The sequence below is a fragment of the Apolloniradiicaulis salifontis genome, from assembly GCF_053756655.1.
The window spans coordinates 922,432-937,418 of sequence record NZ_CM132387.1 but is presented as its reverse complement, the minus strand read 5'-3'; the positions used below and the strand labels follow the sequence as shown (position 1 = coordinate 937,418).

Genomic DNA, 14,987 nt, shown 5'->3' with positions numbered 1-14,987 from the left:
GGCTTTTAAAGCGCGTATCAGACCGCCGTCCGGGCAACCGGGCGGCGGCTTTGTTTTACGGGATGGAGCGGAGCGATGTCGGACGATCAGTCCTCCTCCTTCACGAGGGAGGTGCGCCGCGCGCCAGCGGGGGGGCGCAGGAGGTGCAGCGCCAGGCCTTCGCAGCGGAGCGCATTTGCGTTCTCCTCCCATCCAGGCCGCAGCTTTTACTCTGCTTCACAGTCCCCGGGAGCGGGAGAGAGTGGCGCGCCGGACGCCCCTACTCCGCCGCGCTCCGCAGCCCTTGCGCAGGCTTGAGCGCGTCGGCGATCTGGAACGCCATCTCCAGCGCCTGGTCGGCGTTGAGGCGCGGATCGCAATGGGTGTGGTAGCGGCTGGACAGATCGGCCTCTGACAAATGCCCGGCGCCGCCGACGCATTCGGTGACGTCCTGGCCGGTCATTTCAAAATGCACCCCGCCCGGCTCGGCGCCCTCGGCGCGCAGCACCTCGATGAAGGTCTTCAGCTCGCGCAGCACATTGTCGAAATCGCGCGTCTTGTAGCCGTTGGAGGTTTTCTGGGTATTGCCGTGCATGGGATCGCAGGACCAGACTACGTTGCGGCCTTCAGCCTGCACCTTGCGCACCAGCGGAAGCAGGCCATTCGCCACCTTGTCCGCGCCCATCCGCACATAGAGCACCAGCCGGCCGGGCTCGTCGCGCGGGTTCAACCTGTCGATCAGACGGATGAGCTCATCCGGATCCAGCGACGGGCCGCATTTGAGACCCACCGGGTTTTCGATGCCGCGCATATATTCCACGTGGGCGCCGCCGGGCTGGCGCGTACGATCGCCGATCCAGGTCAGGTGCGCGCTGGTGGAGTACCAGCGCCCGGTCTGACTATCCATGCGGGTCATGGCTTCTTCAAAGGGCAGGTGCAAAGCCTCGTGGGAGGTGAAAAAATCCACCCCCTCAAGGCTCGGCGCCCCGTCCGGCGTCACGCCGCACGCGCGCATGAAGGCCAGCGCCTCGCCGATCCGGTCGGCGTATTCCTGATAGCGCTCGCCGGCCGGGCTGCCGGCGAGGAAATCCAGCGTCCACTGGTGGACATTATGCAGATCAGCGTAGCCGCCCGACGCCAGCGCGCGAAGTAGATTCAGCGTCGAGGCCGACTGATCGTAGGCGCGCAGAAGACGCTCTGGGTCGGGCACGCGCGCTTCAGCCGTGAAGGCCATGTCGTTGATGGAATCGCCGCGATAGCTGGGCAGCTCCAATCCGTCGATGGTCTCGGTGTCGGCCGAGCGCGGCTTGGCGAACTGGCCGGCGATGCGGCCCACCTTCACGATGGGCTTGGCGCTGGCGAAGGTCATCACCACCGCCATCTGCAGCAGCACCCGGAAAGTGTCGCGCACGGTCTCGGCGGAAAACTCCTTGAAGCTCTCCGCGCAATCGCCCCCCTGAAGCAGGAACGCCTGGCCCGCCGACACATTGGCGAGCTGGCGCTTCAGCCGCTTCACCTCGCCTGCGAACACCAATGGCGGTCGGCGCGCAAGCTCTCCCTCGACGCGCGCGAGCACTTCGGCGTCGGGATAGGTGGGCAGTTGCAGCGCCGGCTTTGCGCGCCAGCTGTCAGGGCTCCAGGCGGTCATCTCATCCTCAATCGGCCGGCGCATCAGTCCGGTCCTTATAAATCAGGATAGCGTCGATGCTGCGCCGCGATAACCCCATTGCGGCAGAGCGACGCGCAGACATCCGGTCATCCCGGCGCACGGGATATTGGCGGCCGCTCTTCGAAACCCACAAATCCAGCCAGGCCGGATGGCCTCGGTCGGCCTTGCACGGTGGAAGCCGTCCCGTTCGCTCCATAGCCGCGCCACGCCGCCAAGGGCCGACCTGCGCAGCGCCCCCCTACTCCGCCGCAGACGCCGCCTCGGGCGGGGTCCATTTTTCGCGCAGGGTCACCAGCTCTTCAGCCACTGTTGGGTGCACCGCGCAGGTGGCGTCGAACTGCGCCTTGGTGAGGCCCGCCTTCACCGCGATCCCGACGCCCTGGATGATCTCCGGCGCGTCGTCGCCGGCGATATGCACGCCCAGCACGCGCTGGTCGGAGGCGCGCACCACCAGCTTCATGAGCATCCAGTCGGGATTGTCGGTGAGCATGCCCTTCATGGGCCGGAATTTGGACTTGTAGACATCCACCTCGCCGTGGATGCGCCGGGCGTCATGCTCGGTCAGGCCCACCGTGCCCACGGGCGGCTGGGTGAACACGGCGCTGGGGATGTCGTCATGGTCGTAGGCCGTGGGCGTGTCACCGAACACGGTCTCGGCGAAGGCCGCGCCCTCACGGATCGCCACCGGTGTCAGATTGACCCGATTGGTCACGTCGCCCACGGCGTAGATGTGGTCCACATTCGTTTTTGAATAGGCGTCCACCTTGATGGCGCCGTTGGTCTCCGTCTCAACCCCGGCGGCCTCCAGGCCCAGACCCTTGGTGTAGGGATCGCGGCCGATGGCGAAGACGATCTGGTCGGCCTCAATCTCGTCGCCATTAGCCAGGGTGACGGTCTTGAACCCGTCCTTTTCCGGGTGCGGCTGGATCTTTTCAAACACGGTGTGGGTGATGACCCGCACGCCGGACGCTTTCAGGGCCTCGTGGATGAAGGTGCGCACATCCTCATCGAACCCGCGCAGCACGGTGTCGCGGCGATAGACCAGGCACACCTTCACCCCTAGCCCGGCGAAAATCTGCGCAAACTCACAGGCGATATAGCCGCCGCCGGCGATCACCAGATGCTCGGGCAATTTCTTCAAGTGAAACAGCTCGTTGGAGGTGATGGTGTGCTCCACGCCCTCCAGATCCCAGTCCTTGTTCGGCGTACCGCCGGTGGCGATCAGTATGTGCTTCGCGGTCACACGGCGGCCGCCCGCCAGCGTGATCTCGTGGGGGCCGGTGATCTCGGCGCGCTCCTCGATCAGGTCGACGCCGGTATTGTTCAGATTGCGCGCGTAAATGCCTGAAAGCCGGTCCACCTCGGCGTTCATGGAGTCGCGAAATTTCGGCCAGTCGAACGAGACGCTTTCGGGCACGTCCCAGCCATACTGGCGCGCATGCTTGATGTGCTTGGGATAGCTGGAGGCGTAGACCATGAACTTTTTCGGCACGCAGCCGCGAATGACGCAGGTTCCCCCCGGCCGGTGTTCCTCGGCCACGGCGACGCGCGCGCCCTTCAGCGCCGACATGCGCGACGCGCGCACCCCGCCCGAGCCGGCGCCGATGGTGAACAGGTCGTAGTCGTATTCGGCCATGAAGGTCTTCCCGCGCTTTTATCCGTATTTGAACCCAGATGTGCGGTGTCGCACCGCAAAGGTCAAATCGCTGCGCAGCTCCCGGCGCCGCCGCCGGGAACGGCGCTGCGGCCCGGACGTTCGCCCTGCCCCTCCCCGCACTGATTGGAGCTTCTCATGGCGAGCCAACTTCACACCATCAATCCGGCCACCGAAGAACCCATCGCCGATTATGATCTGATGACCGACGACGAAGCCTTCGCGGCGGTCGAGCGCTGCCATACCGCTTTTCTTGAGTGGAAGGCGCGCAGCCTTGAAGACCGCGCCGAAATCATCCGCGCCATCGGCGCCGAGCTTCGCAAGAGCGCCAAGGACTTCGCTGCGCTGATGACAGAAGAGACCGGCAAGCTTCTGCGTGACGGCGAAGCCGAAGCCGAGCTCTGCGCGGCGATCTGTGATTACACCGCCGACACCGGCCCGAAAGCGCTCGCCGACGAAAAACGCGAGATCGACCCCGGCCGGCAAGGCTATGTCACCTATTCGCCGATCGGGGTGATCTATGGCGTTCAACCATGGAATTTCCCCTGCTATCAGGCGGTTCGCTATTCGATCGCCAATCTCATGGCCGGCAACGGCGCCCTTCTCAAGCATGCCGAGTGCTGCACCGGCAGCGGGATCTTCCTGCGCGATCTCTATGAGCGCGCCGGTTTGCCCAAGGACCTGTTCACGCTTTTGTTCATCGACCATGACCAGTCCGACAAGATCATCGCTCACAAGCGGGTGCGCGGTGTGACGCTCACCGGCAGCGACAAGGCCGGCAAAACCGTCGGCAGGAAAGCCGCCGAGGCGCTGAAAAAGACCGTGCTGGAACTGGGCTCCAACGACGCATACCTGGTGCTTGAAGACGCCGATCTGGACGTGGCCGTGGAGCATTGCGTGAAGGGCCGCATCTTCAACAATGGCGAGACCTGCGTCAGCGCCAAGCGCTTCATCGTCACTGATGCGGTCTATGACGCCTTTCTGGAGCGCTTCGTGGCGGCCATGGATGCGATCCGGATGGGCGATCCCACCGATGAGACCACGCAGCTTGGCCCCATCGCCCGCAAGGATCTGCGCGACACGCTGGCCGGCCAGGTCGACGACAGCGTGAAGAAGGGCGCGAAAATCCGCTGTGGCGGCGTGGTCCCGGACCAGCGCGGATTCTACTATCCCGCCACTGTGCTCGAGAACGTCAAGCCCGGCCAGCCGGCCTATGATGACGAGCTTTTCGGCCCCGTGGCCTCGGTGATCCGGGCTAAGGACGATGAAGACGCCATGCGCATCGCCAATGACAGCCGCTACGGCCTTGGCGGCGGGATTTTCTCCAGGGACGAGGACAAGGCGTTCCGCCTCGCCCGCGACCATTTCGATACTGGCATGGTGTTCATCAACGGCTTTAACATCGCCACCCCCAACATGCCGTTCGGCGGCGTGAAGGACTCCGGCCATGGCCGCGAGCATGGCGGGTTCGGCATGAAGGAATTTGTGAATATTAAGGCCATCGCGGTCTTCTAGCCCCTCGCCTCTACAAAGCCCTGCAGCGCAGCCTCACCCGGACACGGCCGCTTCGAACCCGAACGGGTTCGCAAGCGTGCCCGCGCGCCTGCCCGAGTGGGCCGGAGCGAGCGTAAGCGAGCATCCTTGATAGAAGCGGCGCCGGTTGAGGGACTCGAACCCCCGACCTTCGGTTTACAAAACCGCTGCTCTACCAGCTGAGCTAAACCGGCCTGCCGCGAGCGAAGCCATACGACACGGCGCTGCGCACGCCAAGTGTTCGGGGCGGTTCCTGGTGCATGAGGACTGCGCCATCGCCTCGCGAAGACGGGTCCCGCCGCTTCAGCGCGGCGCATCCATCGGCAAATCCGCCACCGAAACGCCATGAAGGCGCCAAGCGCCGCCATTGTTCTCGAACACCAGATCAAAGCGCAGCGAGCGCGGCCGAAACTCGAACCCACCACGCAGGCGCAGCGTGCGGGAGTCCAGCATCACGGGCGGCTCGTACCAGGTCGGCGCGGCCAGAACCGCCCGTCCCACATCAAGGCGCGCCTGACGCAAGGGCTGGAAGGTGGCGGCCAGAGAGGCCGGCGTGTTGCGGTCCTGAAAGCCTGAACTGCCCAGCGCGTGGACCATGGCGTAGTCATTCATCCGGTTGGCGTTGTCCAGCGTGATGAGGGTCTGCCATACGAGGCGCGACAGAACCGGCTCGTCGGGAACCTGGCCCGCAGTCTGGGCCGAGGCCGGGCCCGAGCAGCCGAAGAGGACAAGGAGCAGCGCTCCACATCCGGCGGCGAAAAGCCGCCGGATGCAGAACGCCGCCATGCGAACGGGGGCGCGGGGCACGCCTACCAGCTCGCCGCGAAACCGACGCGTCCGCCGGTTTCGCCCCGGTCGACCCCGCTGGCGAGGCCGGCGTTGAACTGGATCCTCCGGCTGGCTCGATAGGCCGCCGACAGGCCCAGAGCGCCTTCATCGTCGTAGAAGCCATAGCCGCCGCTCACCGCAAAACGCTCGCCCGGCGGCACGTAGGCGGTATCCAGCGCGATCGCCGCGGCGATCCCGCCCCTGTTGTCTGCGATGGCGTCGCGATTGGCCGCGATCAGGCCGGCATTGCCGGCGATCCTGGCGGACAGAGAATAGTCGGCGGCGAGATTGCCGAACCGGTCGGTGGTCACCACGCCGAGATCGCCCAACTGGGCCGACCGGCTCGCATCGGAGCCGATGCCGGCCATGGTGTAAGTGCTGTCGCCGGAGCCAATCGCGACCTGATTGTCGCGCGTGGCCTGCGCCCCGTTGCCGATGGCCACCGAATTGACGCCGCTGGCGCCGCTTTCATTGCCGAGCGCGATGGCGCCGGCGCCGCTGGCGTCAGCCGCCTCGCCCACCGCCAGAGACCGCACGCCGGAGGCCGAGGCCAGATGCCCGATGGCGTGGGCGCGTTCCGCAGTCGCGCTGGAGCGCCAGCCATAGGCCGTGGCGCCGGGGCCGGCTGCGACCGCTTCGCCGCCGACGGCGGTCGTGGACGGGCCGGTGGCCGTCGTGGTCGTGCCGATGGCGACTGCATCGGCGCCGTCAGCCGAGGCCTGATTGCCCACCGCAATGCTCTCCAGCGCCGATGCATTGGCGGCTTCTCCAACCGCCAGGGACCGAACGCCGGACGCCGAGGCGAGATGTCCCAGCGCATGGGCGCGTTCGGCGGTCGCTTCGGACCGCCAGCCGAACGCCGTCGCGGCGATTCCGTTGGCGACCGACTCCCCGCCAGCGGCGATGGTGGACGGTCCTGTCGCCGTGGCCATGGTGCCAAGCGCCACCGCGTCCACGCCGTCGGCCGCGGCGAGATTGCCCACCGCGACGCTTTGGAGACCTGAAGCATTGGCCGCTTCGCCCACGGCGAGCGAGCGCACGCCGGACGCCGAGGCCAGATGCCCCAGGGCGTGGGCGCGTTCAGCGGTCGCTTCTGCGCGCCAGCCAAAGGCCGTCGCCGCGATTCCAGTGGCGTTGGATTCTCCGCCCACCGCCGTCGTCGAGGTCCCGTTGGAGACCGCCTCGGTTCCCACCGCCAAGGCGTCGACACCGGTGGCCGACGAATCGACGCCGCACTCCAGCGCTGTGGGTTCAGTCGCCGCCGCGTTGCAGTCGGGGGTCGGGTCGGCGAGCGCGCCGGGCGCGCCCAGCGCCAGCAAGCTGACGGCGCCCAGGAACTGAATGACGGTTCTGGTTTCGGGCATGAGACATCTCCTCTTTTAGCGCCTTCTCTGATGAGGCGCATAAAGGGAGGACGCAGCCCGCGCCTGACCGGATTAAAAAAAGTTCATCGGCCAAAGCGAGCGCACGGCCCGCACGCAGACGCAGATCGCATGGGCCAGGGTTCAAGCGCGCGGCGAAGCAAACCGAGCGCCATGGTTTCCCTGACGCGCCGGGGAAGCTATGACGAGTCCGCTCATCTCCTTCACCCAAGCAAGGTTCGCCATGGCCCGCATCCTCGTCACCAGCGCCCTGCCCTATATCAATGGCGTCAAGCATCTCGGCAATCTGGCCGGATCGATGTTGCCGGCCGACGTCTATGCGCGGTTCAAGCGCCTTGAGGGCCACGAAGTTCTGGCCATCTGCGCCACCGACGAGCACGGCACCCCGGCCGAGCTGGCCGCCGCCTCAGCCGGCCAGGACGTGGCGCAGTATTGCGACGAGCAGCACGAGATCCAGAAACGCCTGGGCGAGCAGTTTCATCTGTCCTGGGACCATTTCGGGCGCACCAGCTCGCAGCACAACAAGCAGCTCACCCAGCATTTCGCCGAAGCGCTGGAGGCCAACGGCCTGATCGCCGAAGTGGTTGAAAAGCAGATCTATTCCATTGACGACGCCCGCTTCCTTCCCGACCGGTATGTGGAGGGGACCTGCCCCAATTGCGGGTTTGAAAAGGCGCGCGGCGACCAGTGCGATAATTGCGGCAAGCTGCTGGATCCAGTGGACCTGATCGAGCCGTACTCGGCGGTCTCCGGCTCGCGCAATCTGGAGGTTCGCGACACCCGCCACCTCCAGCTCAAACAGACCGACATGGAGGCGCGCATCCGCGCCTGGGTCGACGCGGCCGAAGGCTGGCCGCCGCTGGCCAAATCAATCGCCTATAAATGGCTCGATGAAGGCCTGCGCGACCGCACCATCACCCGGGATCTGAAATGGGGCGTGCCCGTCACCAAAAACGGCGAGCCGCGCGAGGGCTTTGAATCCAAGGTCTTCTATGTATGGTTTGATGCGCCCATCGGCTATATCGCCGCCACTGCGGAGTGGGCGGACAAGGCGGGCGACGACTGGGAGCGCTGGTGGCGCACCGACAAAGGCGCGGACGACGTGCGCTATGTGCAGTTCATGGGCAAGGACAATGTCGCCTTCCACACGGTGAGTTTTCCGGCCACGATCCTGGGCTCTCAGGAGCCCTGGAAGACAGTGGACCGGCTGAAAGCCTTCAACTGGCTCAACTGGTATGGCGGCAAGTTCTCTACCTCCAACAAGCGCGGCGTCTTCATGGACCAGGCGCTGGAGCTTCTACCAGCTGACTACTGGCGCTGGTATCTCACCGCTTATGCGCCTGAGGGCGGCGACGCGCAGTTCACCTGGGAGCACTTCCAGGGCGCCATCAACACCGATCTCGCCAATGTTCTGGGCAATTTCGTCAATCGGATCACCAAGTTCGGCGCCTCGCGCTTTGACGGAAAGATTCCGGACGGCGGCGAGCCTGGCGAGAATGAGGCGTGGCTTGAGGCCGAGCTCGAGACGCGCCTTAAAACCATAGCGGCCCACTACGAAGCGATGGAGTTCCGCAAGGCCGGCGCGGAAACCCGCGCCTTGTGGGCGGCGGGCAATGAATACCTCACCCGGGCCGAACCATGGGTGAAGTTCAAGACCGATCCAGAAGCCGCGGCGCTGGGCGTGCGCACCGGGGTCAATCTCGCCGTCATCGCCGCCATTATCGCCCAGCCGGTGATCCCCGAAGCAGCCGCGAAAATCCTCGACGCGCTGCGCGTGCCCGAAGACAATCGCGCCTGGCCGACTGGCTCGGCCAAAGCGCTGCTGGACGCCCTGCCGCGCGGTCTCGCCTTCGAGGCCCCGCCTATCTTGTTCAAGAAAATCGAGGACGATCAGGTGGCTGAATGGGCGGAGCGCTTTGGCGGCGAAGCAGGTTAGCGCTTCGTTTAGCCTGATCGGCGAAGCTGCATGCAGAAGCTGGCGAGCCTGATCATGGATGCTGCACTGACATTGGGAGAGGACGCGCTCACCGCCGAGGCGTTAACGCGCGCCAACGTGAACCCGGAAACCGGGCTCGCGACCGATTATCTCAACCATTTCAACGAAGCGGTCATGCTCATCGAGATGGCTGTCGACATGCCCGATCTCGCCGAAGACGTGCTGGCCTGGTCGCCGTGCAGCTATGAAGCCCATTTCGAGCACACAAATTACACCGGCAAGGACGTGGCCATCGCCGCCTGGCGCGCCGCGCCGCGCAGCGTGCGCGCTGATTTTGAAACGCTGACCGCAGCGCTGAACGAGGCGCTCGCCGATGCGCAGGAGGCCGTCCGCGGCGGCGACTTCGCCCGGGCCACGCAGATCGCATCCATCGATGTGGAGCCCCTGCTCGCCGAAGCGCGCGCCTGTGTCAATGGACGCACCGAGGGCGCAGATCTCGACGACGGAAGCGCGGCGCAAGCTGGTGTCGACGCTCTGTTCAGCTAAAGCGCCACGACCTTCGCAACGGCGTCGGGCATGCGATGTTCGGACCGGGCGTCCAGGCTCTGCGCCCAGGTATCGGCGAGTTCCTGCCGGTCCCAGTGCCCATGGAGCTCACCCTGCACCGCCTGGATAAGCGGCGCGTCGCGCCAGCCCGGCGCGGCGCCAAGATGCGCCAGCGCAGCGGCCACTTCGCGCATCTCGCCGACACACTCCCAGGGCTTGGCGCCGGTGAGCCCGGCGATCTCGCGCAGGAACTGCAGATTGCCGGCGTCATGGAGCGGCTGCGACTGGAATATCTCGCCATGACGCGAAACCGGCAGGAAGGGCGCGAGCAACACCGCCGTATAGACGCACTTCGCGCATTCCCCGCACCAGCGCCGACCGGGCGCCAGCGCGGCGTCGCCTGCGAACACGAAGTTACGATTGCAGCTGGCGAAAATCTCCAGCGCGAACTCGGCGCGCGTCGCCAGATAGTGGGCGGTCCAGATCTCCGTGACCGGGCGCAGGACCGAGAAATACTCGAACCCCGCGCCGGCCGCCGTGAAGGCGGCGCGCAGGGCGTCCTCAAAGGCGAGAGATTTGGAAAATTGATGATTCACCGGATGGCCGTTGGCCTCCATGGTGGGTTCGCTGGCCGCCTTCTCATTGGCGAACACCACCCAGTCCAGCCCGCGCGCCGCGGCGTAAACGCCCAGCAGGATTGAGTTAATTCCGGTGATGGGGATATGGCCGTTGAGCGCCTCGCCCGATTTCGACAGTGCGATGAGGCGCGGGTCGATGGTGCGGCGAATGAGGGTGACCGGCGTCTCGCTCATGGCCTGCAGGCGGTCGCCCACCTTGTCCGACAGGATCACGCTCACCCGTTCCGCCGCGCCGCCGGCGGCGTCGATGATGGCGGAGGCCACATGGCTGTCCTTGCCGCCGCCAAAGGCGGTGACGGCGCGCGGTGCATGGGCGGGAGCGGCTTTTCGCGGCGCCGGGGCCGGCGCGCCGGCGTCAGGGCCTTCGATCGTCAGCGCCGGGGGATAAGCAAGCGCATTGCGGACATAGAATTCGCCCAGACCCGGCCCGTAGGTGAGGTCCGCCAGGGATTTGGCTTCCCCGGTGAGCGGAAACTCGCAGCGGACAAGTCCCGCCGGCGCGGCCTTGTAATAGCTCGTTCCGATGAGAATCGCGGCGAGCGCCAGCAGGCCGTCTCGCATCGCCGGGTCGATGGCGGCGAGGCGGGCGGAATCGGGAAAGGCCACGGTCTCGGCGAATGTCCCGAAGCGCGGGCAGTCGAAGCTGAAACGGACTGTGTTTTCAGCAAGATCGACTTGCGGAACGAAAAGCGTGAAGGCGTCGGCCATAAGGATCTCCGGCGGGGTCACACACACCCTAGGAGGCCGGGCGAAACTGCGCCAGACGGCGCGGCGCCCCTAGGCGGGTTTGGCGTCCACGATGCGCCACATATAGTAGGCCAGGTGGCTGCGGTGGGGGGCGAAGCGCGCCGCCGTGCGCACGGTCTTGCGGCGGGGGCTGGTGAGGCGTTCCAGCGTTTTGCGCGCGGCGACGTCGCCATCGGGCCAGACGTCTTCTTCGCCGAACCAGAACATGTTGGCCATGTCGGCGGTCCACTGTCCCACGCCCCAGATCGTGGAAAGCGCGTTTGCGCGGGTGACGGCGTTCATGTTCGCCAGGTGATCAGGATCAAGGCGGCCGTCCTTCACCGCGTCGGCGATGGCGATGAGGGTCTTCACCTTGGCGTTCGACAGGCCGCAGGCGCGCAAGCCCTCGGCGCGGCCGCCATGAAAGCCTTCCAGCAGCGGCGCCCCCTCGGCCTCCGCCGCCGCCTCGACCCGCGCCCAGATGGAGCGGGCGGCGATGACGCTTAGCTGCTGACCGGCCACCGCGCGCGCCAGATACTCGGGAAACGGCGTCTCGTCGCGCCGCGGCAGCGGCGCCGGACCCACGCGCTCCATCGCCTCGGCGAGCGTCTGACTCAACGCGGCGGCGACGTCGAGAAAGCGGGCGTGGATGGAGTTGGTCATCGGCGAGGGTTATGGAGTGAGCGCCGCCTGTGAACAAGCGGCTAGCTGGGGCCGTGCTTCGTGGCCAGGCGCACGCCGCTCATCTGCCAGCGCGCAGCCGGCGGGAAGAAATTGCGGTAGGTCTCGCGCCAGTGCCCGGCCGGGGTGAAACAGGACCCGCCGCGCAGCACCAGCTGGCCGCTCATGAATTTACCGTTGTATTCACCTACCGAGCCGCCGGGCGGATAAAAGCCTGGATAGGGAGAATAGCTCGACGAGGTCCATTCCCACACCCCGCCGGCGAGCTGTTGCAGGCCGGCCTCGGGGTCGGCGGGCAGCGGATGGCGCACCGGGCCGTCAAAGAGAAAATTCGAGGAGGCTGAACTGCGCCCTGCGGCGAGTTCCAGCTCGGCTTCCAGCGGCAGGCGGGCGCCCGCCCACTCGGCGTAGGCCGACGCCTCATAGCCGGAGACATGGCAGACCGGCAGGTCATCGCGCACCGGAATCAGGCCGTGGAGCGTGTATTCAAACCAATCCCCGTCGATCTCGCGCCAGTGCAGCGGCGCGCGCACCCGGTTCTGGTCGATGAAGTCCCAGCCGTCCGACAGCCACAGGCTTGCAGCCGTGTACCCGCCATCGTCCATGAAGGCGCGCCATTCCCCGTTTGTGATCGCGCGCTCGGCCAGTTCAAAATCGTAGAGCCAGGTCTTGTGGCGGGGAAACTCGTTGTCATAAAGGAAGCCGCCGCCGTCGGTACCGGTCTCCACCAGCCCGCCTTCAAAGCTGCAAAAGCGCAAGGGCGCCGGATCGACCGGTTCAGTGAGCCCCGCCCCGTCCTTGCCGAACGGCGCGAACGGCGCAGGCGACTGGGAGAGGACGTGCTTGATGTCGGTGCAGATCAGCTCCTGGTGCTGCTGCTCGTGATGAATTCCCAGCTCGATCAGCGGTGCGATTTTTGACCAGGTCTCGTCGCAGCAGTTCTCCGCTTTCAGAACGATTTCGGCGGTGACATAGTCGCGATAGGCGAGGATGTCGGAGAGCAGAGGCCGGCTCAAAAGCCCGCGATGGGGCCGCGACCAGCGCTCGCCCACCGACACGTAATAGCTGTTGAACAGATAGCCGAACCGCTCGTCGTAGAGCTTGTATTCGGTGAACATTTCAGCCAGCACGAAGGTCTCGAAAAACCAGGTGACATGGGCCAGATGCCATTTGGTCGGACTGACGTCCGCAATGGTCTGCACCTGCATGTCTTCGGCCGTGAGCGGCGCAATCAGCGTTTCGGTCTGGGCGCGGGTTCGGCGGAATGTCTGTAGCAGACGCTCACGTACGCCGAGCTCCTCTCGGAAGACGAGTGCGGGATGCATCAACGCTCCTTTACGCGCGCTTGCGCTCACAGCTCAACCACCGGCTCGCCGAAGATCATGGCAAGCACCGCCCCGCAGACGCAAGGGTAATTCCAGGCGAGACGCTTTCAAGAACGCGTGACACGCCGAAGCGTGTCGCCCGCCAGATCATTTTGAAGACGCGGCGGCGGGCGCGGGCCGCACCGAAACACGAGGGCGCCGCATAGGGGGACTTTAGGCGGGCGGTGCGCCGCCCTCCTAAAGCCCGAAACGCGCCCAGATCTGACGGCTTTCGATCACATCCACCGCCGAGCCCATGAAGCGGGCCAGCAGGCCGCCCCTTGACGGGCTGAGCACCTTGATCCTGGTCTTTTCGCCGAAGCGACGCTCCAGCTCGCTGCGCGCCTCGCCCAGCGCGTCGATCAGGCCCGCCTCGATCGCCTCCTCACCGGTGAACACCGAGCCGTCAAACAGCTCCATGTCCGTGTTGAGCTTGTCGCCCCGGGCGTCCTTGATGAGCTGGATGAACTGTTTGTGGACGCTCTCCATCAGGCGCGTCATGCGCGCCTTCTGCTCGTCGGTTTCTTCCGAGAACGGATCGCCCAGCGATTTGCTCTTGCCGGCGGTTTTCAGCCGGCGCCGTACGCCGATCTTCGCCATCGCCTCGGTGAAGCCGAAGCTGGCGCTGATCACGCCGATGGAGCCGACGATGGAGGCCGGGTCGGCGAAGATTTCATCACCCGCCGCGGCGATCATGTAGCCTCCGGACGCCGCCACATCCTCGCAGAAGACCAGCACGGTCTTGTCGTTCTTCTTCGCCAGATGGCGGATGCGGTCATGGATCAGACGCGACTGGACAGGGCTGCCGCCTGGTGAATTCACCGCAATGGCGATCGCCGGCGCGTCGGCCATGGCGAAGGCCTTGTCCAGAAGCTTCTCCACCCGCGCCAGATTAAGCGCCGAGGCGTTGCGCCCGCCGGCCGCGATCATGCCCTCAAGGCGCACAAGCGGCACTTCGGGCACGGCCGAGCCGGTGGCCTTTCGCAAAGCCGCTCCGGCCTTGCGCGCCTGGTCGGTGAGGGATTCGAGGACAGAGGACATGACTGCTCCTGAGTAAGCCTCCCCTTGAACTGGGCCGCTCAAGGGTGAAGCGCAAGCCTTGCTTCGCCTTTCAGCAGCGCTTGCGCCCGGCTGGTGTAGGCCGAGCCGGTCTCGGGATGCAGCACGAGCGGCGCCAGGAGACGCAGCGGCGCCTTACTCACCTTGCGCGCCGCCACGATGACCCGCTTGGCCGGCGCGTCCTCGCGGCCCTGGACCGGCAGCACCGCGATGTCGCCGGCGCGGCCCTGAAGCGGAGCAAGAATCGCCGCCAGCGCATCGGCGCGATGGACAAGGGTGAGCACCCCGCCCTCCTTTAGCCGCCTCAGCCCCGCCTCGATCCAGGCGGCCAGGCCCGCCTCATTCATCCAGGCGCCGGTCTTGCCCGCCTTCGGCGCGCGCAGGGCGCTCGGATCGTCAAAGAACGGCGGATTGAAAAACACCGCATCAAGAAGCGGATCGGCGCGCCGGGCGAGCGCGTCCGCCTCCACGATCTCCACGCGGTCGGTCAGGGCGTTCAGTTCGGTATTGCTTCGGGCCAGCGCCGCGGCTGCGCCCTCGCGTTCCACGCCTGTCAGGCGGGCGCCCGGATTAAGCACCGCCGCGCCCAGAAGCGCCGCGCCGGCGCCGCAACCGAACTCGGCGGCCCGGTCGCCGGGTTTCAGATGGATCGCCGCGGCCAACAAGGCCGCATCAAGGCCCGCCCGGTATCCGTCGCGCGGTTGGTGAAGGCGGATTTTGCCGCCGAGAAAGGCGTTAAGAACCGGCGTGCTCACGCCCCGGTCCCGGGATCATCCTTGGGCATCGCCTCGGCCAGCACGCGCCGGGCCCGCGGGCCGTCCGCCTCAGGGACCAGCAGCCGGCGCTTGACCCAGGGCAGCGCCCCCCCGAACACCGCAGCCGTGTTGGCGTCCAGCGTCACGGTCTCGATGCCGGCGTCTTTGAGAACCGTCTCGGCGAAATTGAGCCGGATGGGATCATTTGTGGTCAGGACCTCGATCATGCGGGGCCTC

The 14,987-nt window shown here is 66.1% G+C and carries 13 protein-coding genes and 1 tRNA gene; 3 read left to right on the top strand and 11 right to left on the bottom strand.

What is annotated here, in order from left to right; translation table 11 throughout:
* Positions 1-259: 259 nt before the first annotated feature.
* Both ACWCOP_RS04530 and gor read right to left on the bottom strand, forming a co-directional pair.
* Positions 260-1,651 carry a class II 3-deoxy-7-phosphoheptulonate synthase gene (locus ACWCOP_RS04530; protein WP_478250030.1) on the bottom strand — a complete coding sequence of 464 codons (1,392 nt, stop codon included), beginning with the start codon at positions 1,649-1,651 and terminating at the stop codon, positions 260-262.
* A gap of 235 nt (positions 1,652-1,886) precedes the next feature.
* The gene (gor, locus tag ACWCOP_RS04525) at positions 1,887-3,284 is read right to left on the bottom strand and encodes a glutathione-disulfide reductase (protein WP_478250029.1); all 1,398 of its coding nucleotides are present in this window, start codon (positions 3,282-3,284) and stop codon (positions 1,887-1,889) included.
* A 156-nt stretch (positions 3,285-3,440) separates the two neighbouring features.
* Between gor and ACWCOP_RS04520 the strand changes: the two genes are divergently transcribed.
* Positions 3,441-4,817, top strand: a complete 1,377-nt coding sequence (locus ACWCOP_RS04520; RefSeq protein ID WP_478250028.1) for an NAD-dependent succinate-semialdehyde dehydrogenase — start codon at positions 3,441-3,443, stop codon at positions 4,815-4,817.
* Between the two features lie 139 nt (positions 4,818-4,956).
* Here the strand turns inward: ACWCOP_RS04520 and ACWCOP_RS04515 are convergent.
* The 3 genes from ACWCOP_RS04515 to ACWCOP_RS04505 all read right to left on the bottom strand — a co-directional run bounded on the left by ACWCOP_RS04515 (position 4,957) and on the right by ACWCOP_RS04505 (position 7,027).
* A tRNA-Thr gene (locus ACWCOP_RS04515) sits at positions 4,957-5,029 on the bottom strand.
* A gap of 109 nt (positions 5,030-5,138) precedes the next feature.
* The gene (locus ACWCOP_RS04510) at positions 5,139-5,642 is read right to left on the bottom strand and encodes a hypothetical protein (protein ID WP_478250027.1); all 504 of its coding nucleotides are present in this window, start codon (positions 5,640-5,642) and stop codon (positions 5,139-5,141) included.
* Positions 5,643-5,644: 2 nt separating this feature from the next.
* A complete protein-coding gene (locus ACWCOP_RS04505) occupies positions 5,645-7,027 on the bottom strand; it encodes a YadA-like family protein (protein ID WP_478250026.1) in 1,383 nt (460 codons plus the stop codon).
* A 241-nt stretch (positions 7,028-7,268) separates the two neighbouring features.
* Here ACWCOP_RS04505 and metG point away from each other — a divergent pair, with 241 nt between their 5' ends.
* On the top strand, positions 7,269-8,981 hold the full coding sequence (metG, locus tag ACWCOP_RS04500) for a methionine--tRNA ligase (RefSeq protein WP_478250653.1): 1,713 nt from the start codon (positions 7,269-7,271) through the stop codon (positions 8,979-8,981).
* A 30-nt stretch (positions 8,982-9,011) separates the two neighbouring features.
* The gene (locus ACWCOP_RS04495; protein ID WP_478250025.1) at positions 9,012-9,527 is read left to right on the top strand and encodes a hypothetical protein; all 516 of its coding nucleotides are present in this window, start codon (positions 9,012-9,014) and stop codon (positions 9,525-9,527) included.
* On the opposite strand, the gene ACWCOP_RS04490 is transcribed toward ACWCOP_RS04495, so the two are convergent.
* The 6 genes from ACWCOP_RS04490 to ACWCOP_RS04465 form a co-directional block, all read right to left on the bottom strand.
* Entirely contained in the window at positions 9,524-10,873 is a 1,350-nt protein-coding gene (locus ACWCOP_RS04490) for a MurL-like N-terminal domain-containing (protein ID WP_478250024.1), read from the bottom strand. The genes ACWCOP_RS04495 and ACWCOP_RS04490 overlap by 4 nt on opposite strands.
* A 69-nt stretch (positions 10,874-10,942) precedes the next feature.
* Positions 10,943-11,554 carry a DNA-3-methyladenine glycosylase family protein gene (locus ACWCOP_RS04485; RefSeq protein WP_478250023.1) on the bottom strand — a complete coding sequence of 204 codons (612 nt, stop codon included), beginning with the start codon at positions 11,552-11,554 and terminating at the stop codon, positions 10,943-10,945.
* Between the two features lie 41 nt (positions 11,555-11,595).
* Positions 11,596-12,897 carry an ergothioneine biosynthesis protein EgtB gene (gene egtB / locus ACWCOP_RS04480; RefSeq protein ID WP_478250022.1) on the bottom strand — a complete coding sequence of 434 codons (1,302 nt, stop codon included), beginning with the start codon at positions 12,895-12,897 and terminating at the stop codon, positions 11,596-11,598.
* Positions 12,898-13,134: 237 nt separating this feature from the next.
* On the bottom strand, positions 13,135-13,977 hold the full coding sequence (locus ACWCOP_RS04475; RefSeq protein ID WP_478250021.1) for a S49 family peptidase: 843 nt from the start codon (positions 13,975-13,977) through the stop codon (positions 13,135-13,137).
* A gap of 38 nt (positions 13,978-14,015) precedes the next feature.
* On the bottom strand, positions 14,016-14,750 hold the full coding sequence (locus tag ACWCOP_RS04470) for a tRNA1(Val) (adenine(37)-N6)-methyltransferase (protein ID WP_478250020.1): 735 nt from the start codon (positions 14,748-14,750) through the stop codon (positions 14,016-14,018).
* Entirely contained in the window at positions 14,747-14,977 is a 231-nt protein-coding gene (locus tag ACWCOP_RS04465) for a putative signal transducing protein (RefSeq protein ID WP_478250019.1), read from the bottom strand. The genes ACWCOP_RS04470 and ACWCOP_RS04465 overlap by 4 nt, the downstream gene beginning before the upstream one ends.
* Between the last annotated feature and the right edge of the window lie 10 nt (positions 14,978-14,987).

Bases quoted from the DNA above. Each gene is read 5' to 3' on its own strand.
- ACWCOP_RS04530 (WP_478250030.1), bottom strand. From the start codon at position 1,651: ATGCGCCGGCCGATTGAGGATGAGATGACCGCCTGGAGCCCTGACAGC.
- gor (WP_478250029.1), bottom strand. From the start codon at position 3,284: ATGGCCGAATACGACTACGACCTGTTCACCATCGGCGCCGGCTCGGGC.
- ACWCOP_RS04520 (WP_478250028.1), top strand. From the start codon at position 3,441: ATGGCGAGCCAACTTCACACCATCAATCCGGCCACCGAAGAACCCATC.
- ACWCOP_RS04505 (WP_478250026.1), bottom strand. From the start codon at position 7,027: ATGCCCGAAACCAGAACCGTCATTCAGTTCCTGGGCGCCGTCAGCTTG.
- metG (WP_478250653.1), top strand. From the start codon at position 7,269: ATGGCCCGCATCCTCGTCACCAGCGCCCTGCCCTATATCAATGGCGTC.
- ACWCOP_RS04495 (WP_478250025.1), top strand. From the start codon at position 9,012: ATGCAGAAGCTGGCGAGCCTGATCATGGATGCTGCACTGACATTGGGA.
- ACWCOP_RS04490 (WP_478250024.1), bottom strand. From the start codon at position 10,873: ATGGCCGACGCCTTCACGCTTTTCGTTCCGCAAGTCGATCTTGCTGAA.
- ACWCOP_RS04485 (WP_478250023.1), bottom strand. From the start codon at position 11,554: ATGACCAACTCCATCCACGCCCGCTTTCTCGACGTCGCCGCCGCGTTG.
- egtB (WP_478250022.1), bottom strand. From the start codon at position 12,897: ATGCATCCCGCACTCGTCTTCCGAGAGGAGCTCGGCGTACGTGAGCGT.
- ACWCOP_RS04475 (WP_478250021.1), bottom strand. From the start codon at position 13,977: ATGTCCTCTGTCCTCGAATCCCTCACCGACCAGGCGCGCAAGGCCGGA.
- ACWCOP_RS04465 (WP_478250019.1), bottom strand. From the start codon at position 14,977: ATGATCGAGGTCCTGACCACAAATGATCCCATCCGGCTCAATTTCGCC.